The following is a 21,635-nucleotide window of genomic DNA, read 5'->3' on the forward strand; positions in this document are numbered from 1 at the left end:
CGTTGGCTTCGGCACTTGAACTGGAGCTCGGATCTGAGCTTGGCGACCGTTCAGTTTTTACTGGACGGTCTTTTTTTGTTTGCTTATGGCTGGTCGCCCCAGTCCGGTCCGAATCCCGCGATGTCATGCCATCGCCTCGATCGAATGCGATCGAACGGGCCAATCGATGGAGAAAGCAGCAACCATGGAACGAGATCAGACGGCAACGCCACCGGAGACGGACCGGGACAGCGCCGCCAGTCCGTCACGTGAGCCTGCCTTCAATCTGCCGGCCGGACTTACCGGCATTCTGCTGTTTCTGATCGCCATTCATGCCTTGCGCACCTATGTTCTGCCGCCTGCGATAGATCAGGAGATCATCTTCAACTTCGCCTTTCTGCCGGCGCGCTACGATCATCCCCTGGCCGAGCAGGGGCTCGCCTGGCTCTGGAGCCCCATTACCTATTCGTTCCTGCATGGCAGCTGGGAGCACCTGATCTTCAATATCTTCTGGATGGTCGCTTTCGGTGCGCCGGTCGTGCGCCGCATCGGCATGGGACGGCTTGCGGTATTCTGGTGCCTTTCGGCTGCGGCCGCAGTTGCGCTGCACACGGCATTTCACTGGGGCGAGATGATCGTGGTCGTCGGTGCCTCGGGCGTCGTTTCCGGTTTCATGGGCGCGGCGGCGCGCTTCGTCTTTTCGCCAAGCGGGCGGATCAGCCGGCAATTTGCCCATCTCAACCGGCGGCTGCCCGTCAGTGAGGCGCTGGCAAATCGCTCTGTCGTGATGTTCGCCGGGATCTGGTTCCTCACCAACTTTCTGATCGGGCTCGGCATCTTCACGCCTGGGGGGGCGGGTAGCATCGCCTGGGAAGCGCATATCGGCGGCTTCCTCTTCGGCTTCCTTCTCTTCGGCCTTTTCGACCCCCGCGACTGACGACGTCGAAAGATCGGCGGACGGCGCTTGTGAGCGCTTGATTTCCCCGGAGCGCTGGCGCACCATTTGTTACGGTCGCCGATTGTCGAAAGGCTAGGCGGCCCGTGAAGGCCGGGTATAGAAAGCCCGTCCGCGTCTGAGGAGCACGCGGGCAGGCGATCATAAGCGGCCAGGGTACAGGTTCCATCGCCCGACCGTACCGCACGAGAGACGGCTGGACCTTGCCCTGCCGACCCGGAGTTGTCGCAACGGGAGATGTGCGCATGTCAGTAAAAGCAATACTCGATGAAAAGGGTCGCAACGTCGTAACGGTCGGCCCGCAGATGACAGTCCAACAGGCTGCCATTCTCTTGCGTGACAATCATATCGGTGCGGTCATCATCGTCGATGCGGATGATCAGATCGCAGGCATCCTCACCGAGCGCGACATCGTCGCAGCGATCGCCAAGCAGGGAGCGACCTGTCTCGAAAGGTCGGTCGCGGCCGTCATGTGGCAAAATGTCTACTGCTGCACCGAGGAAATGTCCGTTCAGGCCCTGATGGAAATGATGAGCAAGCTCAGGGCCCGCCACCTGCCGGTCGAAAAAAATGGCCAGCTCGCCGGCATTGTTTCGATCGGCGACGTGATCAAACACCACATCCGTGCGATCGAGCACGAGACCGAGCAGATCAAGGCCTATATCGCCGGCTAAATGGGAAGGCAGCCTGCGCCGCCCCCTTATCCACCTCAGGTACTTTGCCCTGTTCGTGCCTACTGCATGTCTCCTTAAATCGACCTCGATTTAAGGACAAAGACGTGCAGAAAATCAAAGTGCTGCAGCGACCTTTGCGTGTCTGATAAGGCGCGCGGCGCTGTAGCGATCGGGCGGCAAGGTCTTATGGCGCGATGCGGCCTGCTTGCGGTTCGCGACGCATTCCCCGTAATGGGACAACGACCCCGCGCACAATCGCTGCGCGGATAACCCGCAACAGATCGACGGAAGATCGCTCGTCAGCGCACGAGGGCGTCCTGCATCCGGCGGATCTCCACGAGCTTGGCCTTCGCTTCGTGGTAGCCTCGGTCGATCGCCTCACCTGCACGGTGAAACTCCGATAGGCCGATATCGTTGAGCTTGGGGTGCAAAGCCAGGTCCGGAGGGTCGCCGGCAAGACGAGCACGGGAAATACGATCCTGGATGATGTTGAAGGCCTGAACCATCACGCCGGTCATGCCGAGGCGGGAGTGAAGGGTCGCTTCCTTTTCCTGCGCCGGCGCATCCGGCGTCCCCATGCCGGCGCTGTGTTTGACGACGGCTGAGCGGCCATAGAGCTCGTAGTTGAGGTTCACGGCGACGACGAGCTGCTGCTCGTGAGCGCGGCAGACAGAGACCGGGACGGGGTTGACGAGCGCGCCGTCGATGAGCGTGCGTCCGTTCGCCTTGATCGGCTCGAAGATGCCGGGCAAGGCGTAGGAAGCGCGGATCGCGGTGATGAGCGATCCTTTTTCGAGCCAAACCTCATGCCCACTATGCACTTCGGTCGCAACGGCAATGAATGGCCTGTCGAGGCTTTCGATGCTAAGTCCCTGCAGATGCTCCTGCATGCGCTTGGTCAGCCTCAGTCCGCCAAAGAGACCGCCGCCGCCAATAGCGAAATCGAGCAGTCCCGCAATCCGCCGGACGGTGAGGGAGCGTGCGAAGGTCTCGAGTTCGTCGAGCTTGCCGGCAAGATAGCAACCGCCGACGAGCGCGCCGATCGAGGTGCCCGCAATCATGCCAACTTCGATGCCTTCTTCGTCGAGCGCTCGCAGCACGCCGATATGGGCCCAGCCGCGCGCGGCGCCGCCCCCAAGGGCAATTGCGATCTTCGGTCTCTGCGGAGGTGTCGCAGGTTCTGGTGGTGTTGTTGAAATCGATGTGCCGTCCGGGCCGGACAGATCTGCAATCTGGTTGCTACGCGTAAAAGTCCAATTCAACATCCGGCACCTCCAACACCGCCGAATACTCCGCAGCGCGACACGTCGATGAAGATGCGCGAAGGTCGCTGTGGTAATTCACGACTGACTTAACTTTCAGGGATCGGATTCGATCCTGAAGGAACGCAATTTCTTGCACGCGTCCTGGGGAGGCTCCGCCAAGCCGGCGCAGGTGCCGGCCTCGTCCTGTCCATTGCTGAAAGACTGGCACCGTTCTTAGGTATATCACCGATCCCGTCGCCGATTGCGGCAGGATCGATAAACATTGGATACAGTTTGCAATACAGCCGGGAACGTTGCCGTTCCTTCGTAGCGCCGCATCCTTGCCAAAGGATTAGGCGCTCGCTTGGTTTCCAAAAGATAAATATAGCATGTGCCCGCACCAAAAAGATGCGCGATGCTTAATTTTTATCATAGATTTCTGCGGGGTCGAAGTGCCTATGGTCGTCGGTGATTTCGACCATGGCCTTGCCGTTTTCGGCGCCGACCGTGCGGTAGAAGCAGGACCGGCGGCCGGTATGGCAGGTGGCGTCGTGACCGGCGACGGACACTTTCAACCAGATCGCATCCTGGTCGCAATCGGTGCGGATCTCCTTGACCGTCTGCAGGTTGCCGGAGCTTTCGCCCTTCTTCCAGAGGCTCTTGCGCGAACGGCTGTAATAGTGCGCGACACCCGTCTCGATCGTCAAAGCCAGGGCCTCGGCGTTCATGTGGGCGACCATCAAAAGCTCACCGTCCCGCGCATCCGTGACGACAGCCGTGATCAGCCCCTTTTCATCGAAGCGCGGGGTGAAGGCCGGACCGGTTTCCAGTTCAGCCTTGTTGGAGGAGGGAGCGTCGAAGGTGAGCGTCATGGAAAGGCTCCGTCTGTCGGAGCCTTACTTAAAGCCCCTGAGCATCGTCATGAACCGGGCCTGTTCAGCCGGTTCCGTCTGGAACGTACCCGTAAATGTGGTGGTGAGCGTTGTCGAGCCTTGCTTCTGCACGCCACGCATCGCCATGCACATATGTTCGGCTTCGATCATCACCGCGACGCCGCGCGGGGCAAGCGTTTCGTCGATCGCCTTGGCGATCTGCGCCGTCATCGATTCCTGCGTCTGCAGCCGGCGGCCATAGATATCGACCACCCGGGCGATCTTGGAAAGGCCGAGCACGCGGCCATTCGGCAGATAGGCGACATGCGCTTTGCCGATGATCGGCACCATGTGATGCTCGCAATGCGAATAGAACGGGATGTCCTTGACGAGCACCATGTCGTCGTAACCGGCGACTTCCTCGAAGGTCCGTCCGAGTACGTCTTCGGCAGCGAGATCATAGCCGCTGAAAAGCTCGCGGTAGGACTTGGCGACGCGCGCCGGCGTGTCCAGCAGCCCTTCGCGTTCCGGATCTTCACCGGCCCAGCGCAGGAGAACGCGCACGGCTTCCTCGGCCTCCTTCTGGGTCGGGCGGCCGCTCGCATCGTCGAGCACGGGAAAATTCTTCACTATGGCGTCCATAATGGCCTCTTTTAGCAATACGGGATTGCTTGACGTTTTATCTTTCGGACAACTCGCCACTGGCCATTCGCCTAACCCTGCAGGCTTGGGTTCCGTTGGCGGGCTCCGGGGCTTTCCGGTCCTGGCTTAGCAGTGCACTGGACCTTCCGGCACGGTTTCCCAAACAACAGGCGACATTGTTCCTCTTGCGGAACTGTCGCCCCAACACGACATAGCATATAGTATGGTGCCACAGAGATGAAAGAGGCGGAGCGTGTCGCGTCGTGCTTTTTTCCTGCCTACCGGAGAAAATCATGCGTCGATCACTCAAAACCGCGAAAAATCAGCCGGATCGCGTCAAATGATGGATGACATCTACAACAGCCGAATTCTCGAATTTGCCGGCAATATTCCGCGCATCGGAACGATTGCCGACGCCGACGCGGACGCGACCGCGCACTCGAAGCTCTGTGGTTCGAAAGTGCATATCTGGCTGAAGATGGACGGCGACGTGGTCACCGATTTTGCCCATGACGTGAAGGCCTGCGCGCTTGGCCAAGCCTCGTCCTCGATCATGGCGCGCCATGTCGTCGGCGCCGGCGCGGAAGAAATCCGACAGGCGCGCGCGGACATGCTGGCCATGTTGAAGGCGGACGGCGAGGGCCCATCCGGGCGCTTCGAGGATATGCGCTTCCTGCGTCCGGTGAAGGATTACAAGGCGCGTCACGCGTCGACGATGCTGACCTTTGATGCCGTCGTCGATGCCATCGAGCAGATCGAGGCCAAGCGACTGCTCGCGGCCGTCTGACATGTGCGGCGAACCGAATTGTCGGCATACGCCGGACAACGGTGCGAAGCCTGCAGTGCGTGGCCGAAACTGGGATGGTCCGTTTCGCAAGACGCCGGGGCGGCTGATCGGGATGGCGCTGATCCGTATCTATCAGCTCACGCTTTCGAGCTTCATCGGCAATTCGTGCCGGCACCTGCCGACCTGTTCGGAATACGGCTATGAGGCAATCGCCCGCCATGGCATCTGGGCCGGAGGCTGGATGACGCTGTTTCGCGTGGCGCGCTGCGGTCCGGGCGGAACGCACGGCTTCGATCCGGTTCCGGAACGGCTTGAACCTCGCCTGACCTGGTACACGCCGTGGCGCTACTGGCGGCCGCGGCCGAAGGCTGGATGACCACCATGACCATGCCGATGGAATACCGTCAGGCCTCCGCGGATTTCGAGCGTTTCATCGTCGACGCGCGCGACCTTGCCGGGCTGCAGACGACGAACCAGGCCTACACGATGGTGCAGGCCGTGCTGCAGACGTTTCGGCGGCGGCTGGAGCTGGAGGATGCCATCCTGTTCGCGGATGTCTTGCCGCCGGTGCTGCGCGCGATTTTCGTGGCCGAATGGGACCTCGAAGAACCGAGGGTCCCGTTTTCGGGCCGCATCGCCATGACCCGCGAGGTGCAGTCGCTGCGGCCGGATCACAATATTTCCCCCGACAGCGCCATTGCCGACGTGGCTGGCGCCTTGCGTCGCAACCTCGATGAGGTGAAGCTCGACCGGGTTCTTGCCCGGCTTCCGGCAGGCGCTGCCGATTTCTGGCGAGCCTGAAGGGAGGGTGGATGAACAGCTACGTTGCCTTGCTTTACAGCATTGTTCTTGGTGCCGGGCGACGTGTCGTGATGGTCGATCTCAGAGAGATGGCCGAAGGCCTCGGCTATCGCTCGCCGCGAACCCTGGTTGCGACAGGCAATCTCGTGTTCGAGACCGGACAAACGTCCATCGGCGACTTAGAATCGCCGCTTGAGAAGGCCTTCTCCGAGACATTCGGTCGGCATGTCGACATCATTGTTCGTTCCGGTGCCGGTTGGCTGAAGCTCGCGGCATCCAATCCATTTCACGACGAAGGCGAAGAGGATGCCACGCGCGTGCATGTCCGCGTGATGCGCGACCCGCTCACCGAACCCGCGCTCGAAGGACTTCAGCGTTACTGCGTCGCTGGGGAACGTCTGGCAATCGTTGACGGCGATCTCTGGGTGCATTTTCCCGGCAAGGCCAGCAAATCGAAACTGCTGGGTGCAATGACGACCAAGCGTTTGGGCATCGGGACGTTTCGCAACTGGAACACCGTCAAGGGGCTCGCCGAGATGCTGCGCGGCTAGGCTCTGTCGCAGCCTTCGCCTTTACTCACTTTCGAAAACCCTTTATCAGGCTACGGCGTGTTTTCCTGGGTCGTCTCGGCCTAGGGCAAAACATGCGGCAATCCAAAGCACTACAGCGACCTTTGCGCGTCTGACGGATGCGACGCTGTATCGTCAATTCACCGGTCGTTTCCGGTCAACCATACCACCCGCATTCGTTGGCGGGACTGGATAGGAGATCATCATGTCGAATCCTGTTTCCCTTACATTTCCAGATGGCTCGGTGCGCGAATATCCTTTCGGCACGACCGGCCGCGACGTGGCAGAATCGATTTCGAAATCGCTCGCCAAGAAGGCGGTCGCGATTGCGCTCGACGACGAGCTGCGCGACCTGTCCGATCCGGTGACCAATGGCCGGCTCGAGATCGTCGTGCGCGACGACAAGCGTTCGCTTGAGCTTATCCGTCACGATGCCGCACACGTGATGGCCGAGGCCGTGCAGGAACTGTGGCCGGGAACGCAGGTGACTATCGGTCCGGTCATCGACAATGGCTTCTACTACGACTTCGCCCGCAACGAGCCCTTCACGCCGGATGATCTGCCGCTCATCGAAAAGCGGATGAAGGAGATCATCGCCCGCAACAAGCCTTTCACCAAGGAAGTCTGGTCGCGCGAAAAGGCGCGTCAGGTCTTTGCCGACAAGGGCGAGGCCTACAAGGTCGAGCTCGTCGATGCGATCCCCGAGGGACAGGATCTCAAGATCTATTACCAGGGCGATTGGTTCGACCTTTGCCGCGGTCCGCACATGGCCTCGACCGGCCAGATCGGCACCGCCTTCAAGCTGATGAAGGTGGCCGGCGCCTATTGGCGCGGTGACAGCAACAACGCGATGCTGACCCGCATCTACGGCACGGCCTGGCACACACAGGAAGAGCTGGACCAGTATCTCCACGTGCTCGCCGAGGCCGAGAAGCGCGATCACCGCCGCCTTGGCCGCGAAATGGACCTGTTCCATTTCCAGGAAGAGGGTCCGGGCGTCGTCTTCTGGCACGGCAAGGGCTGGCGCATGTTCCAGACGCTGACGGCCTATATGCGCCGTCGGCTTGCGAACACCTACCAGGAAGTCAACGCGCCGCAGGTGCTCGACAAGTCGCTGTGGGAAACCTCGGGTCACTGGGGTTGGTACCGCGACAACATGTTCAAGGTGACGGTTGCCGGCGATGAAACCGACGACGACCGCGTCTTCGCGCTGAAGCCGATGAACTGCCCGGGCCATATCCAGATCTTCAAGCATGGCCTGAAGTCCTACCGCGAGCTTCCGGTTCGCCTAGCCGAATTCGGCAACGTTCACCGCTACGAGCCCTCCGGTGCTCTGCACGGCCTGATGCGCGTGCGCGGCTTTACCCAGGACGATGCCCACGTCTTCTGCACCGACGAGCAGATGGCGGCTGAATGCCTGCGCATCAACGACCTCATCCTCTCGGTCTACGAGGACTTCGGCTTCAAGGAAGTGGTGGTCAAACTCTCCACCCGTCCGGACAAGCGCGTCGGCTCCGACGAGCTGTGGGATCGCGCCGAAAGCGTGATGATGGACGTGCTGAAGACGATCGAGGCGCAGTCGGAAGGCCGCATCAAGACCGGGATCCTGCCGGGCGAGGGCGCTTTCTACGGTCCGAAGTTCGAATACACGCTGAAGGATGCGATCGGCCGCGAATGGCAGTGCGGCACGACCCAGGTCGACTTCAACCTGCCGGAGCGTTTCGGTGCCTTCTACATCGACAAGGAATCGGAAAAGCGCCAGCCGGTGATGATCCACCGCGCCATCTGCGGCTCGATGGAACGGTTCCTTGGTATCCTCATCGAGAACTTTGCCGGCCACATGCCGCTTTGGGTTTCGCCGCTGCAGTTGGTGGTCGCGACGATCACGTCTGAAGCCGACGACTATGGTCGCGAGGTTGCCGAGCTCCTGCGTGACGCCGGCCTCACCGTCGAGACCGACTTCCGCAACGAGAAGATCAACTACAAGGTCCGCGAACATTCGGTGACCAAGGTTCCGGTCATCATCGTTTGCGGCAAGCGCGAAGCCGAGGAGCGTTCGGTCAACATCCGCCGTCTTGGCTCCCAGGCCCAGACCGCAATGTCGCTCGACGAGGCAATCGCGTCGCTCGCCTTCGAGGCGATGGCGCCGGATCTCAAGCGCAAGGCGGAAAAGAAAGCCCGGGGTTGAACCCCCGGGCACTTGCTTTGTCAGCAAACTGTCATATTAGCGGAATATCCGGATAAGATTATATCCATCGGAGATGTCCGTGCAGTTCAAAGAGCTGTCCTACGCCAATGAAAACGACCGGCGCCTGAAGCGCTGGTTCATTCGCTCCATCGAAGGTCTGTCGGGTCGCAATCGCTACGCAAAGCTTTACACGCGCTGGCGGTCCGACATCGTCGGCAAGAGCGATCGGGTCTTCGGTGAAATGCTGCAGCTGATCGACGTGAAGCTGCGAACCCAGGGTGAGTGGCCGCCGCGGCACTTGCCCGATACGCCAATCGTCATCATCGCCAATCATCCCTTCGGCATTGGCGACGGCATCGCTGTGCTGGCGCTCGCCGAACAGCTCGGCCGCCCGTTCCGTGTGCTCATCAACAACGAACTGCTGAAGGTGCCGGAAATGGCGCCCTATTCCTTGCCGGTGTCGTTCGAGGAGACGAAGGAGGCGCTCGCGGTCAACATGGCGACACGCCATGAGGCGCTGCGCCTGCTGAAGGAAGGCGTGACGATCGTGATCTTTCCCGCCGGCGGTGTCGCGACCGCGCCGAAGGGCTTCGGTCGTGCCGAGGATCTGCCCTGGAAGATCTTTCCGGCGAAGCTGATCCAGGCCGCGCGGGCGAGCGTCATCCCGATCTACTTCGAGGGACAGAACGGTCCCATCTTCCATCTGGCGAGTAAGATCTCACTGACGCTGAGGCTGTCGCTGCTGATCCGCGAGTTTCGCCGTCTGTCCGGTACGACGATCGCGGCGCGCATCGGCCGTGTGCTGACGCCCGAGGACCTCGGTGCCTGTGGCGATCGCAAGGATTTGCTGGCCCGCATCTATGAAGCGGTCTTCTCCATGGCGCCGCCGCGCCGGCGGTTCATGAGACGGGTGGGTTGACGTAGCGTCAGTTGGTTGATGCTGGAAGAAGATCCTAGTCGGCCGCGTCGGAGATTGCGCCCGGGTTGGAATTGGCGTCGTTGCCGCCGCTGCTGAGCAACACCTCCACATCCGTGTTGACGCCGGCCTTCACGGCGAAGTCGCGTTCGTAGATCTTGTCCTTGTAGCGTGCGACGGCGGAGTAGCTGCCTTCGAGCAGAACCAGCGTCGGGAAGGCGCCGTTTTCTTCGTCCACCGTGTCGCCCGCGGAAGTCAGGATCGTCCATGCGGTGTTGGCGATCGCTTCGCCGCCGGGCTCGGAGACGAGCTTGAGCGTCAGCTTGGCGGCGCGATGCTGGATGGTCGCTTCCGTCAGCTTGCCGGCTTCGACCTGGATGTCGGCGGCCGTCGAGGCGTTGGTGGCACCGTAGCTCGAGGTCACATGATAGGTTCCGGCGCCGAGCCGGATCACCGTGTTCGGCTTCACATCCGACATGATGAGCGCCCGTTCGCCGTCGCTCTTGGTATCGGCAGAATAGACGGAGAAGCTGAGTTCGGCCGGTGGTATGCGCACATCGCTGCCGGAAACGGCGTTCAGCTTGATGCCGCCCGCATCCAGGACCAGAACCTGCTTTTCGAGCGTGCCTTCCTGGGGAACGCGGATCTTGCGCGTCGCGGACGCACGTCCGAAGGAAACGTTGACGAAATAATCGCCCGGCACGACGTTGAACGCCGTCGATCCACCTTCCGACGTTGCAAGAAGCGGCAGCTTGCCGTCGCTCCCGGGGATCGGGCTGAACACGCGCCAGGTCAGGCCGGCCTCGACGGGGGCGCCTTTCTCAGTGAGCAGCGCTTCGAGCTTGACATCCCTCAAGGTACCGTCGGCGATCGGATCCGTCGTCATTGGGCTGAAGCCCGTGAGCTTCGGCATCTTGCGCGGGCCGGCGATCGAAGGAAAGCTCTCGAAGGCCTGCGTTGCATCCTCGGCAAGCACGCTTCCTGCAGCAGCGCCGGCGGCAAGGATCGCGAGTCCGGTTCTGAGGAAAATACGAGAGCATGCACGCATGAGAGCAGTTGACTTCCTGACTGAGTGACTCCACTTGGGACGCCGATATGGCATTTTCGTGGCTGCCGATGCTGCGGCAAATTAGTGGAATTCATCCGACATGAAAACCGAAATTAAGCTTGTTGATTATCTCGCGTCCCGTCGCTCGATCCCCGCATTCCAGATGGGCGAACCCGGCCCCAGCAAGGCCGAGGTCGAGGAGATGTTGAAGCTCGCCTCCCGCGTCCCGGACCACGGCAAGCTCGCACCCTGGCGCTTTATCGTCTACCGCGGTGAGGAGCGGGCGCGCATCAGCGCCGAGCTGAAGGCGATGGCGCTCGCAGTGAAGCCCGATCTCTCGGAAGAAATGATCAAGGTCGAGGAAACGCGGCTGACGCGGGCGCCGGTCGTGGTCGCCGTGGTCAGCACGGCTGCGCCGCACTTCAAGATTCCGGAATGGGAGCAACAGATGTCTGCCGGTGCCGTGTGCCTCAACCTGCTGATGGCCGCAAACGCACTTGGCTACGCCTCCAACTGGCTGACCGAATGGTTTGCCTTCGACGAGCGCGCCTATCCCTTGCTGGGCGTCAAGCCGGGTGAGAAGCCAGCCGGCTTCATTCATATCGGCACTGCGATGGTGCCGCCGACGGAGCGGCCGAGGCCCGAGCTTGAAGAGATCGTCACCTGGGTTGGCGAGGGCGCCTGATGTTCTACGATACGGCCTCGAATCGTCACGGCTTGCCGCATGACCCCTTCAAGGCCATCGTCTCGCCGCGGCCGATCGGTTGGATCGGCACGCGTGGGCGCGACGGTTCGCATAACCTCGCGCCCTATTCTTTCTTCAATGCCATCAGTGATCGGCCGAAGCTCGTGATGTTCTCATCGAGCGGCTACAAGGATTCGGTCCGCAACATCGAAGCAACCGGTGAGTTCACGGCGAGCTTCGCCAGCCGCAGTCTTGCCGAGGCTGTGAACAAGACGTCAATTCCCGCGCCGCACGGTGAGAGTGAATTCGAGATCGCCGGGCTCACGCCGGTCGACGGCACTCTGGTGAAGGCGCCGTTCGTCGGTGAGGCCTTTGCTGCGCTCGAGTGCCGGATGACGGAGATGTTTCAACCGAAGGGCCTGGATGGCGAAGTGTCCGACAACTATGTCGTCATCGGCCAGGTCGTCGGCATTCATATCCGCGAGGAAGCAATCCGCGATGGCCGCTTCGACATGGCGACGGTCAGGCCGCTCGCCCGTCTCGGCTACATGGACTATTGCGACGGCGGCGACGTCTTCCAGATGACACGCCCGACCCTCTGAGATCAGCGACTTTGCGCGCCTGATAGGTCACGTGTTGCTTACGATCGTTGCCTGTTCGATCGAGTTGCAAACGACCGAGGCAAAGCCGTTGTCCCGGCTCAGTGAATGCGCCCACCGTGTCGCGGCTTCGTCGGGGGTGGCAGCAGGTAGCACCTCATAGGTGGGCACACCAGCTTCGCACGCCCTCAGGACCACATATGCTCGTCCGGCAAGGATCGGCGCTGCGACGCGCTGATGGGGAGCGCTGGTCGGCTCCAGACAGCCAAGGGACTTGGCCAACGCTGCACCGTTGAAGATCAGCGCTTCCAGGCGGGACGACGAACCTGTCAGCGGATTGGGCGATAACAGGCCTCCCGGCGAGCCGCCGTATTCCGCATAGATCCGAATACGGTTGGGCGCGGTACCGTTGGCGGCTTCCGCAACCCGCAACATCACGTCGAGCCGTTGTATGTCGGCGCGCCCGCGGCATCCGGAAAGCACGATACCGTCGACACCGCTGTCGAGCAGCCGGTTCAATGCCTCTTCGTCCAGCCGCTCCAGCGGTTCGACGCGCGCAAGAAGGGCGAAGCTGCGGCCTGCCAAACGCGCCATGCTGCGCACTATTTCTGTGTCGCAACCGATATCCATGATGACACCGGCGAGCGCATTGAGCACAGCGACTTCCATCGCCGGAGCCGTACCCTTAACGATCAGCAGCGGCTTCATGGTTTGGGAGCGGTTAACAGACATGGTGAACCAATCTTAAACCTTTGCCGGCTAGGGTTTGAACATCGGTGGCATTGGCGTGGTCTAGTGGGGCGTAGGTGATCATACAAGCATTTCTTCGCTGGGTGGAAACGGCGAGAACGGGTGAACGCACCCGCGCCGCCAGTGCGCTCGGTCGCGCCTATGTCGACGCGCAGATGAATGGCCTCGATCGCCGCGCCGCTGAGATGGCGATGACCTTCCTGCTCGACGATCCGTCGCCGAAGGTTCGGCGTGCACTCGCTGATGCGCTTTGTGGCTGCTCGTCCGTTCCGCGCGGCATCATTCTCGGCCTTGCCGAAGACCAGCCGGAAATTGCCTATGTCGTCATATCCCGCTCGCCTGTCCTGACCGATGAGGATCTGGTCGACCTTGCTGCCAGGGGAACGCTCGAAACGCGCGCTCTGATCGCGGCGCGCAGTTTCGTCTCCCGTGCCGTATCGGCCGCAATCGCTGAAATCGGCGGTGAGGAAGAAATTCTGATCCTCCTGGAAAACGCCGGCGCCAACCTGTCGCGCCGATCGTTGAAACGCATTGCCGAGCGTCTTGGCTGCTTCGCGGCCGTGCGCGACCTGTTGCTTGCCCGGCCGGACCTGCCAAGCGATGCCCGCCACGCGCTGGTGGAAGAGGTGGGAGCGGCGCTGGCAGCCTTCGGCCTGGTGCAGATGGCGATCGGCGAAGCCCGGGTCCAGCGGATCATGCGGGAAGCTTGCGATATTGCTGCCGTCGGCATGGCCGGGACGCTGGCTGTGGACGAGTTGCCTGGCCTCGTGGTGCATCTGCGTGAGACCGGCCGCCTGACCCCAGCCTTCCTGCTGCACGCGCTGGTGACCGGCCGTGCGGAGTTTTTCTCGGCCGCGATCGTCGATCTCTCCGGCGTTTGCGAGAAGCGCGTGCGCTCCATCCTGTCCGGCGGCCGCGTTCATTCGATCCGTGCTCTGTTCGAGAGCGCCGGCCTCGGCCACGATGTCAGCGAAACCTTTGCTGCGGCTGTGCTTTTCTGGCGCCAGGACACTTCAGCTGGAAACGACAGCACGGCTTCCGTCTCCACGGCGCTGCTCGCGCGGCTGCGGAATGAGAGCCCGTCATCGGTCAATACTGCGATGATCGATCTGCTCGAACGCCTGGCATTTGCCGAGGAACGGCAGTCGGCTCGCAATTATGCGGAACTTGCGGCGCGGCAGGCCGCCTGACTTCTATTGCGGGTTCGCGGTCAATGAGGAACTGACGCATGAACGCGAGGGCCGACGCAACCGTTGCTGTAACCGGCATAGGCGGCTTTGTCGGGCGTCACGTCGCGCTCCTCTTGTTGCGGCGGGGCTATGACGTACGCGGCACCGTTCGGGACCTAGCGCGCGCAGAGGAGATCGAACGATCAATCCGCGCCGCCGGCGGCACGGAGGCGGCCAAACTGAGTTTTGCTGAAGCGGACCTGCTGGGCGAAAAAGGCTGGGCCGATGCCTTCGCTGGCGTTTCCTATGTCATGCACACGGCATCGCCGTTTCCGGCGCGTCTGCCTGCCGACGAACCAAAGAAGAGGCGGTCATGGCCAGCGCCGAAAGCCTGATCGGCACTGTCTGGTGTGAGCGTGCCCGCTAGTTGGTGAAGCGGCGAGCGACCCAGGAATAGCCGTCTTCGATGTAGTGCACCGGCTTTGTGACGATGGTCTTGAGCTTCTCCCGGTCCGGCATGGCGCCGGACAGGAAAGCCAGCGTCCGTTTCGGCAGGTTTTGTTCCGGCTCCGGTTCCGTCACCTGCGAGGGCGGCATCTGGCTCTGTTGCGAGCCGGCCGGTGGTGGGGTGAGGTCGGCAAGGGCTGGGCCGGAGGTTTCGCAAACCGCGACGACGACCGGATAGTTGGCGTTCGAGAACTTCGGCAGTTGCGCCTGCGAGTCCGTGTCGCATTGGGCGATCGACGGCCATGTGCCGTTGACCGTCGAGATGTACTGGCATTGGCTGACATCGTGGTCGCAGCCGAGAATGGTCATGACAATCAGCGCCGCTTGCATGGTGATCCTGTCGGTCCCTGGAGGTTGTGATGCGATCAACCTATGCCTGTGCGATTCTCCCCGAAATAGGGCGGCGTTGCCGGTGACGGGGAACAAATTGTTTCAGCCCGTTAGCCGGATTGATAGGCTAGCACCGGGCGCGCCTGCGTCATTTGACGTATTGGCTGGCGGAACGGGTGGCACTAACGTCCGGCCGCAAACAGTTAAAATCGACAAGGACGAAACAATTGCCTGCCGCAACCATAGCCCTGGAGTCGCCACGCCAAGCGCAGGTCGTGCGTCTGCTGGAACTCTCCGACGCCTATGCCGCTTCGCTCTATCCCGCCGAAAGCAACCACATGGTCGACCTTTCGAGCCTGGAGCAGCCGGGGGTTTCCTTCTTTGTAGCGCGGCGTGACGACAACATCGTCGGTTGCTGCGCCCTCGTGGAGGCCGGCGACGGTACGGCTGAGATCAAGCGTATGTTCGTCGATCCGCAGGCGAGGGGGCTGAAGGTCGGCAAGCTGCTGTTGCAGGCGCTGGAGGCACGGGCGGGTGAACTCGGATACACGGCAATTCGCCTCGAAACCGGCATCTATCAGCCCGAGGCGATCGGACTTTACAAGGCGGCCGGCTATGTCGAGCGTCCGCCCTTTGGCGACTATCAGGCGGATCCGCTAAGCCTGTTCATGGAAAAGCCTGTTCGCCAGGCGGAATGATCTCGCCACGCCGAGTGGTACCGTGAGCTGAAAATCAAAACGGCGGCGCGAGGGCCGCCGTTCTCAAACTTGATTGCTCAGGGAGTGCGGCGCGCAAGAACGTCATGCGCCTTCGCATCCATCGCCCAATCAGATATCCAGGTTTTCGGCGAACACGGCGCGCTCCTGGATGAAGCGGAAGCGGGCGTCGGCCTTCGTCCCCATCAGATTGTCCACCGCCTCGCGCGTGCCCTCGAAATCAATCTCGTCGATCTCCACCTTGAGCAACGTGCGAAACTTCGGGTCCATCGTCGTTTCCTTGAGCTGCGCCGGCAGCATCTCGCCAAGACCTTTGAACCGGCCGATCTCGACCTTGCCACGACCGGCGAATTCGGTTCGCATCAGTTCTTCGCGGTGCGCATCGTCGCGGGCGTAGAGCGTCTTCGAGCCCTGGCTGATGCGATAGAGCGGCGGTACGGCGAGATAGAGGTGACCGCCGCGAATGAGCTCTGGCATCTCCTGATAGAAGAAGGTGATGAGCAGCGAGGCGATATGCGCGCCGTCGACGTCGGCGTCAGTCATGACGACGATGCGTTCGTAGCGCAAATCCTCTTCGCGGTACTTGCTACGCGTGCCGCAGCCGAGTGCCTGAATGAGGTCGGTGATCTGCTGGTTGGCGCTGAGCTTTTCGCGGCCCGCGCTTGCGACGTTGAGGATCTTACCGCGGAGCGGCAGGATCGCCTGGTTGGCGCGGTTGCGTGCCTGCTTTGCCGATCCGCCTGCCGAGTCCCCTTCGACGATGAAGAGTTCAGCGCCTTCGGCCGTGTTCTGCGAGCAGTCCGCAAGCTTGCCCGGCAAGCGCAGCTTGCGCACTGCCGTCTTGCGGTTGACTTCCTTTTCCTTGCGCCGGCGCACGCGCTCTTCGGCGCGCTCGACCACCCAGTCGAGCAGCTTGGCGGCTTCTCCCGGATTGTCGGCAAGGTAGTGATCGAAGGGGTCGCGGAGCGCGTTTTCGACGATGCGCTGTGCCTCGACCGTCGCGAGCTTGTCCTTCGTCTGGCCGACGAATTCCGGTTCGCGGATGAAGACCGACAGCATGCCCGCCGCCGAGATCATCACGTCGTCAGTGGTGACGATCGACGCGCGCTTGTTCTGCGTCAGCTCGGCGTAGTTTTTCAGGCCCTTGGTCAGCGCGATGCGGAAGCCCGCTTCGTGCGTGCCGCCCTCGGGCGTCGGGATGGTGTTGCAGTAGGAATGGACCTGCTGGTCGCCACCATACCAGGTGACCGCCCATTCGAGCGAGCCGTGGCCGTTGGCCTTCTCCGACTTGCCGGCGAAGATCTCGCGGGTGACGGTGAATTCCTTCCCGAGTGTGGCGGCAAGATAATCCTTCAGGCCGCCCGGGAAGTGGAAGACCGCCTTGTCCGGGATCTCTGAGCCTTCCGGCAGCAGCGACGGATCGCAGGACCAGCGGATTTCGACGCCGCCGAAGAGATAGGCCTTCGAGCGCGCCATGCGGAAAAGCCGTCCGGGCTCGAAATGCGCATGCGGCCCGAAGATGTCCGGGTCCGGATGGAAACGAACGCGCGTGCCACGGCGATTGTGAACGTCGCCGAGTTCCTCGAGCCCACCCTGCGGAATGCCGCGGGAGAAGCGCTGCCGGTAGAGCTTGCGGTTGCGTGCGACCTCGACCTCGAGCGCATCGGAGAGCGCATTGACGACGGAAACGCCCACACCGTGAAGACCGCCCGACGTCTCATAGGCCTTGCCGTCGAACTTGCCGCCGGCATGGAGGATGGTCATGACGACTTCGAGCGTCGACTTGCCCGGGAATTTCGGATGGTTCTCGACCGGGATACCACGGCCGTTGTCCGTGACCGTCAGGAAGCCGTCGGCATCGAGGTGGACTTCGATGAAATTTGCATGACCGGCGACCGCTTCGTCCATCGAGTTGTCGATGACTTCGGCGAAGAGGTGGTGCAGCGCCTTCTCGTCGGTGCCGCCGATATACATGCCCGGACGACGACGAACTGGCTCCAGCCCTTCGAGCACCTCGATCGCCGAAGCATCGTAGTCGCTGCCGTCGCTACCCTTCGGGGCAGGGCGCGGCTCTTCGCGCGCGACTGGTGCCACTGGCACAGCCGGTTTGGCGCTCGGCTGTACGGGCTTTGGTTGCTCGGGCATTGAGAAGAGGTCGCTGTTGTCGTCCATGGGGCCGTTCGGATCGTTCCTGTCACTTGGGGAGAGGCCATAGCAAGACCTCGACTTTGCCGCCATCCCCCGGCGGTCGAATCACCTGAATTCTGCCAGACTCCCGCCGAAAGAGCGAACAAAAGGAGAATGCTGGCATCGCTTGCAGGTGAAATGCCGCCTTTGCGGCCCTGTTACGGAGCAAGTGTTGCTTTGGCGTCCGGGCGATGGCAAGGCTTCCGGCCAAAGAGGGAGCCCGTCATTGGCCGTGTCCACAACTGTTTTTCCGTTTCGCCGGCTTTTTCTGGCTGCGGCCTTCGCCGCAGGCGCTTCCGCGGCTCAAGCGCAGACATTGAAACCCTTCAAGGACGAGCTTTTCTCCTATGCCAAGGTGCTGCAACAAAATGATGGCGGCGACGACCTGACGGTGGAATATCAGGAACTGCGCGACATCAACGAACGGGACGAAATTCCGGAACGCCGGGTGAAGCGCGCCTATGTTTCGCTGGGCGTGAAAAGCGAGCAGGTCAACGAGACGCTCGACATTGGCGGTAGCTCGCTTGACGTGACCCGCGTCGGTCCGGACCGCGGCGCTGCCTTCACGGTGATCTTCATCCACGGCCGCGGTGGCGATCGCCGGCTCGGCACCAACGATTTTTCCTTCGGCGGCAACTTCAACCGGCTGAAGAACCTCGCCGTCGCCAATGGCGGAGTCTACTACGCGCCGAGCGTCCGCTCCTTCGACACGGCAGGCGCTGCGGATATTGCCGGCCTGGTCAAGCAGGTTTCCGAACGCTCCGGCGGTCGCCCCGTGGTGCTGGCCTGCGCCTCGATGGGAAGCTTCATCTGCTGGGGCGTTTCGCGCGATGCCTCCGCGGTCACGGCTCTCAGCGGCATGATGGTCATGGGTGGCGTAAGCGACCCCGATTTCACCAAGAGCGCCGCCTACAAGGCGAAGCTGCCCATGTTCTTCAGCCATGGCAGCCGCGACAGCGTCTATCCGGCCGAGAGCCAGAAAGCGCTCTATCGCACGCTGAAGGGCCAAGGCTACCCGACACGCTTCGTCCTCTTCGAAACCGGCTCGCACGGCACCCCGGTGCGCATGACCGACTGGCGCGATGCATTGAACTGGATCGGTCGCCGCTGACCTTTGTCCGCGCCGCTGACATTTGTTAACCAGCCCGACAGTTTCCGGGCGAGATTGTGGCCCGCGTTTCCACTCTGGAAAGTTGAAGACGTCATCATGCCCGGCAATTATGGCTGGGATGGAATTCATGGACGCGCGCACCGAGACACGGCACATTCCGCTGTGTGTGGATCTGGACGGTACTTTGTTGGCCGCCGATACGCTGTGGGAAGGTGCGGCGATCATTCTCTTGCGCAATCCGCTGATGCTCTTTCCCATGCTGTTCTGGTTGGCGAAGGGCAAGGCGCGGCTGAAGCATGAGGTGGCCTTGCGTTCCGGCCGCAAGGCTCAGGACTGGCCCTACCGGCAGGCCGTCATCGATCGGCTCGCCGAGGAGAGAAAGGCGGGCCGCGAACTGGTGCTCGTCACCGGCGCTGCACCGTCGGTCGCCAGAGACGTTGCCGATCATGTCGGACTTTTTTCCTCGGTCATGCATTCGACCGATGCGCTCAATCTGACGAGCAGCCGCAAGCGCCAGGCGTTGGTCGATCGTTTCGGCGACGGTGCCTTCGACTATATGGGCAACAGCCGTGACGATATCGCCGTTTTCGAGGTAGCGCGGCGTGCGATCGTGGTCGCCCCGGATGCTGCGGCGGAGAAGTGGCGCCGCAATCATGACGCGGAACGGCTGGAGACCGGCAAGGTGAGCGCGCTTGCGCCGTTGAAGTCCATCCGCGTGCATCAATGGGCGAAAAACGTACTCATCGGCGTGCCGATGATCCTCAATCATGAGGTGCTGCATTTCGACGCGATCATGAGCGTCATCGTCGCCTTCTTCGCCTTCAGCTTCCTCGCCTCGGCGGTCTATGTCATCAACGATCTTTCGGACCTCGCCAATGATCGCCGCCATGCAAAGAAGCGTCACAGGCCGCTCGCCAGCGGCCAGATGTCGGTGCCGACAGCGCTCATTCTTGCCGGCTGCCTCGTCCTGGCATCGCTGTCGCTGACGCTGTTGCTGCCATGGAAATTTGCCGGTGTGCTGGCGTTCTATGCCTGCGCGACGACTGCCTATACCTTCGTGCTGAAGCGCAAGCTGTTGGTCGACGTCTTCACGCTCGCCGGCCTCTACACCACGCGCATTGTTGCCGGTGCCGCGGCCACGGGCACGGAACTCTCCTTCTGGCTGGTCTCCTTCGCCATCTTCTTCTTCCTCAGCCTGGCGCTGGTGAAGCGCTATGTCGAGTTGCACGAATTCGACGACAAGGATGGCGGCAACGTTCCGGGGCGCGGCTATCTCGCTGTCGATTTCGAGATGGTGGGGCAGGCTGGCGTTGCTTCCGCTTTCACCTCGGCTCTGGTCCTTGCGCTCTACGTGCACAGCAAGGAACTCCAGGAAATGTACACCACGCCGTGGGCGCTGTGGCCGCTTTGCCCGCTGGTGCTCTATATGTTGTTGCGCATCTGGATGCTCGCGCGTCGCGGCATGCTGCATGAGGACCCTGTTGTCTTCATCATGCGTGACTGGCGCAGCCAATTGACCATGCTGGTCGGCGCGCTGTTGATCCTGTTTGGAGCCATCGGGCCGCAATGAGTTTGCAAGACCATGAAAGCTGGGGCCGCCTCGACAATCGCGCGCGGCCGGCCATTTCGCCTGACGACTATGAGGATCGCCTCGGCAGCCTGGAGGCGGAAGGCTACTTGCCCTTCGGCAATGGCCGCAGCTACGGCGACAGTTGCCACAATGACCGAGGCACGCTGATCGAAAGCCGCCGGCATGGCCGGATCATCGCCTTCGATCCCGGCACCGGCATGATGACCTGCGAGGCCGGCGTGACGTTGCGCGAGGTGCTCGAACGCGCGATCGAACATCGCTTCTTCCTGCCGGTCACCCCCGGCACGGCTTTCGTGACCGTCGGCGGCGCACTTGCCAACGACGTGCACGGCAAGAACCACCATGCGCGCGGCACCTTCGGCAATCACGTGACAGGTTTCACGCTTCTGCGCTCGAACGGGGATCGATTGACCTGTTCGCCCGGAGAGAACGCTGAACTCTACGCTGCGACCATCGGCGGCATGGGCCTGACGGGGTTGATCCTGACCGTGGATCTGCGGCTGATGAAGGTGCCGTCGCCGCACGTGCAACAGCATGCGATCCGCTTCGATAATCTCGACCAATACTTCGCCCTCGTCGATCGGGTCGACGAGGAGCACGAATATTCCGTTGCCTGGATCGACCAACTCGCTATAGGAGCCCGCGCGGGCAGGGGCGTACTGCTGGCCGGCGACCATGCCGACGGCTCCTGTGAACTGCCCGATATCCCGAAGGGATTGAAGCTTTCGGTGCCCTTCGCGCCGCCCTTCAATCTTCTGAACCGGACAACGCTCAAGGCCTTCAACGAATATTACTTCCGCAAGGAAAAGCCTGGCGAAACCGTGACGACGGTTCCCTGGACCTCCTATTTCTATCCGCTGGATGCCATCGGCGCCTGGAACAGGCTTTACGGCCCACGCGGTCTCTATCAGCACCAGAGCGTCTACCCGGCAGAGCGGGCACCGGCGATCACCGCGCAACTCATGGAAACGGCTCGCAAGGCCGGCCATGCGTCGTTCCTGACGGTTCTCAAGCGTTTTGGCGATATCGGCTCGCGCGGCGTTCTGTCCTTCCCGCGACCCGGTTTTACTTTGACATTGGACTTCGCCAATCAAGGTGAACGGACAGTAAAGCTGCTGGATGCGCTCGATAGCATCGTGGTGGAGGCAGGCGGTGCGGTCAATCCGTACAAGGATGCTCGCATGAGCCCGCAAGTCTTTGAAATGTCTTTCCCTTCCTGGAGGAGGCTCGAGGCGTTGCGCGATCCAGCGCTCGTTTCCAACTTCTGGAAGCGCACGGCTCTGGCTTTGCCAGAATGAGAATGCAGATAATTTTA

23 protein-coding genes are annotated in these 21,635 nt (G+C 61.7%); 16 read left to right on the forward strand and 7 right to left on the reverse strand.

What is annotated here, in order from left to right:
• Window positions 1–184 precede the first annotated feature (184 nt).
• Window positions 185–916, forward strand: coding sequence for a rhomboid family intramembrane serine protease (locus tag AC3WWH_RS07300; RefSeq protein WP_058320552.1), 732 nt, complete (start codon window positions 185–187; stop codon window positions 914–916).
• A 263-nt stretch (window positions 917–1,179) separates the two neighbouring features.
• Complete coding sequence (locus AC3WWH_RS07305) at window positions 1,180–1,608, forward strand: CBS domain-containing protein (protein WP_057255618.1); 429 nt, start codon at window positions 1,180–1,182, stop codon at window positions 1,606–1,608.
• Between the two features lie 299 nt (window positions 1,609–1,907).
• On the opposite strand, the gene AC3WWH_RS07310 is transcribed toward AC3WWH_RS07305, so the two are convergent.
• The 3 genes from AC3WWH_RS07310 to folE all read right to left on the reverse strand — a co-directional run bounded on the left by AC3WWH_RS07310 (window position 1,908) and on the right by folE (window position 4,366).
• Window positions 1,908–2,873 carry a patatin-like phospholipase family protein gene (locus AC3WWH_RS07310; protein WP_057255619.1) on the reverse strand — a complete coding sequence of 322 codons (966 nt, stop codon included), beginning with the start codon at window positions 2,871–2,873 and terminating at the stop codon, window positions 1,908–1,910.
• A 398-nt stretch (window positions 2,874–3,271) separates the two neighbouring features.
• A complete protein-coding gene (gene hisI, locus AC3WWH_RS07315) occupies window positions 3,272–3,724 on the reverse strand; it encodes a phosphoribosyl-AMP cyclohydrolase (protein ID WP_058320553.1) in 453 nt (150 codons plus the stop codon).
• Window positions 3,725–3,748: 24 nt separating this feature from the next.
• The gene (folE, locus tag AC3WWH_RS07320) at window positions 3,749–4,366 is read right to left on the reverse strand and encodes a GTP cyclohydrolase I FolE (protein WP_057255621.1); all 618 of its coding nucleotides are present in this window, start codon (window positions 4,364–4,366) and stop codon (window positions 3,749–3,751) included.
• Between the two features lie 340 nt (window positions 4,367–4,706).
• Here folE and AC3WWH_RS07325 point away from each other — a divergent pair, with 340 nt between their 5' ends.
• From AC3WWH_RS07325 to AC3WWH_RS07350, 6 genes are all read left to right on the forward strand, one after another.
• The gene (locus AC3WWH_RS07325) at window positions 4,707–5,153 is read left to right on the forward strand and encodes an iron-sulfur cluster assembly scaffold protein (protein WP_057255622.1); all 447 of its coding nucleotides are present in this window, start codon (window positions 4,707–4,709) and stop codon (window positions 5,151–5,153) included.
• A gap of 1 nt (window position 5,154) precedes the next feature.
• Window positions 5,155–5,529 carry a membrane protein insertion efficiency factor YidD gene (gene yidD / locus AC3WWH_RS07330; protein ID WP_058320554.1) on the forward strand — a complete coding sequence of 125 codons (375 nt, stop codon included), beginning with the start codon at window positions 5,155–5,157 and terminating at the stop codon, window positions 5,527–5,529.
• Window positions 5,526–5,954 (forward strand): DUF2267 domain-containing protein, encoded by a 429-nt coding sequence (locus tag AC3WWH_RS07335; protein WP_058320555.1) that lies wholly within the window; start codon window positions 5,526–5,528, stop codon window positions 5,952–5,954. Before yidD ends, AC3WWH_RS07335 begins: the two co-directional genes overlap by 4 nt.
• A gap of 11 nt (window positions 5,955–5,965) precedes the next feature.
• Complete coding sequence (locus AC3WWH_RS07340) at window positions 5,966–6,505, forward strand: DUF1697 domain-containing protein (protein WP_057255625.1); 540 nt, start codon at window positions 5,966–5,968, stop codon at window positions 6,503–6,505.
• Between the two features lie 223 nt (window positions 6,506–6,728).
• A complete protein-coding gene (gene thrS / locus AC3WWH_RS07345; RefSeq protein WP_058320556.1) occupies window positions 6,729–8,711 on the forward strand; it encodes a threonine--tRNA ligase in 1,983 nt (660 codons plus the stop codon).
• Window positions 8,712–8,790: 79 nt separating this feature from the next.
• Window positions 8,791–9,630 (forward strand): lysophospholipid acyltransferase family protein, encoded by an 840-nt coding sequence (locus tag AC3WWH_RS07350; protein ID WP_058320634.1) that lies wholly within the window; start codon window positions 8,791–8,793, stop codon window positions 9,628–9,630.
• 34 nt (window positions 9,631–9,664) lie between these two features.
• Here the strand turns inward: AC3WWH_RS07350 and AC3WWH_RS07355 are convergent, their stop codons facing one another.
• A complete protein-coding gene (locus AC3WWH_RS07355; RefSeq protein WP_058320557.1) occupies window positions 9,665–10,675 on the reverse strand; it encodes an RgsD C-terminal domain-containing protein in 1,011 nt (336 codons plus the stop codon).
• A gap of 100 nt (window positions 10,676–10,775) precedes the next feature.
• On the opposite strand from AC3WWH_RS07355, the gene AC3WWH_RS07360 reads away from it, so the two are divergent.
• Window positions 10,776–11,360: a nitroreductase family protein gene (locus AC3WWH_RS07360; RefSeq protein WP_057255628.1), complete on the forward strand. Its 585-nt coding sequence runs from the start codon at window positions 10,776–10,778 to the stop codon at window positions 11,358–11,360.
• On the forward strand, window positions 11,360–11,962 hold the full coding sequence (locus tag AC3WWH_RS07365) for a flavin reductase family protein (RefSeq protein WP_057255629.1): 603 nt from the start codon (window positions 11,360–11,362) through the stop codon (window positions 11,960–11,962). Before AC3WWH_RS07360 ends, AC3WWH_RS07365 begins: the two co-directional genes overlap by 1 nt.
• 27 nt (window positions 11,963–11,989) lie before the next feature.
• Here the strand turns inward: AC3WWH_RS07365 and AC3WWH_RS07370 are convergent, their stop codons facing one another.
• On the reverse strand, window positions 11,990–12,691 hold the full coding sequence (locus AC3WWH_RS07370) for a hypothetical protein (RefSeq protein ID WP_063891419.1): 702 nt from the start codon (window positions 12,689–12,691) through the stop codon (window positions 11,990–11,992).
• A gap of 74 nt (window positions 12,692–12,765) precedes the next feature.
• On the opposite strand from AC3WWH_RS07370, the gene AC3WWH_RS07375 reads away from it, so the two are divergent.
• Both AC3WWH_RS07375 and AC3WWH_RS07380 read left to right on the forward strand, forming a co-directional pair.
• Window positions 12,766–13,899, forward strand: coding sequence for a DUF2336 domain-containing protein (locus AC3WWH_RS07375; RefSeq protein WP_057255631.1), 1,134 nt, complete (start codon window positions 12,766–12,768; stop codon window positions 13,897–13,899).
• A gap of 38 nt (window positions 13,900–13,937) precedes the next feature.
• Complete coding sequence (locus tag AC3WWH_RS07380) at window positions 13,938–14,273, forward strand: NAD-dependent epimerase/dehydratase family protein (RefSeq protein ID WP_058320559.1); 336 nt, start codon at window positions 13,938–13,940, stop codon at window positions 14,271–14,273.
• Window positions 14,274–14,301: 28 nt separating this feature from the next.
• Here the strand turns inward: AC3WWH_RS07380 and AC3WWH_RS07385 are convergent, their stop codons facing one another.
• Window positions 14,302–14,715, reverse strand: a complete 414-nt coding sequence (locus tag AC3WWH_RS07385) for a hypothetical protein (protein ID WP_057255632.1) — start codon at window positions 14,713–14,715, stop codon at window positions 14,302–14,304.
• A gap of 227 nt (window positions 14,716–14,942) precedes the next feature.
• Here AC3WWH_RS07385 and AC3WWH_RS07390 point away from each other — a divergent pair, with 227 nt between their 5' ends.
• Window positions 14,943–15,413 (forward strand): GNAT family N-acetyltransferase, encoded by a 471-nt coding sequence (locus AC3WWH_RS07390; protein ID WP_058320560.1) that lies wholly within the window; start codon window positions 14,943–14,945, stop codon window positions 15,411–15,413.
• A 129-nt stretch (window positions 15,414–15,542) separates the two neighbouring features.
• Here AC3WWH_RS07390 and parE read toward each other — a convergent pair whose 3' ends face one another.
• Complete coding sequence (gene parE / locus AC3WWH_RS07395; protein WP_113398880.1) at window positions 15,543–17,603, reverse strand: DNA topoisomerase IV subunit B; 2,061 nt, start codon at window positions 17,601–17,603, stop codon at window positions 15,543–15,545.
• A gap of 241 nt (window positions 17,604–17,844) precedes the next feature.
• Here parE and AC3WWH_RS07400 point away from each other — a divergent pair, with 241 nt between their 5' ends.
• From AC3WWH_RS07400 to AC3WWH_RS07410, 3 genes are all read left to right on the forward strand, one after another.
• Window positions 17,845–18,729, forward strand: coding sequence for an alpha/beta hydrolase (locus tag AC3WWH_RS07400; protein ID WP_058320561.1), 885 nt, complete (start codon window positions 17,845–17,847; stop codon window positions 18,727–18,729).
• Window positions 18,730–18,856: 127 nt separating this feature from the next.
• Window positions 18,857–20,299, forward strand: coding sequence for a UbiA family prenyltransferase (locus tag AC3WWH_RS07405; protein WP_058320635.1), 1,443 nt, complete (start codon window positions 18,857–18,859; stop codon window positions 20,297–20,299).
• Window positions 20,296–21,618: an FAD-binding oxidoreductase gene (locus tag AC3WWH_RS07410; protein ID WP_058320562.1), complete on the forward strand. Its 1,323-nt coding sequence runs from the start codon at window positions 20,296–20,298 to the stop codon at window positions 21,616–21,618. The genes AC3WWH_RS07405 and AC3WWH_RS07410 overlap by 4 nt, the downstream gene beginning before the upstream one ends.
• The last annotated feature ends 17 nt before the right edge of the window (window positions 21,619–21,635 follow it).

The sequence above is a fragment of the Ensifer sp. EB106-03-01-XG145 genome (assembly GCF_058792075.1).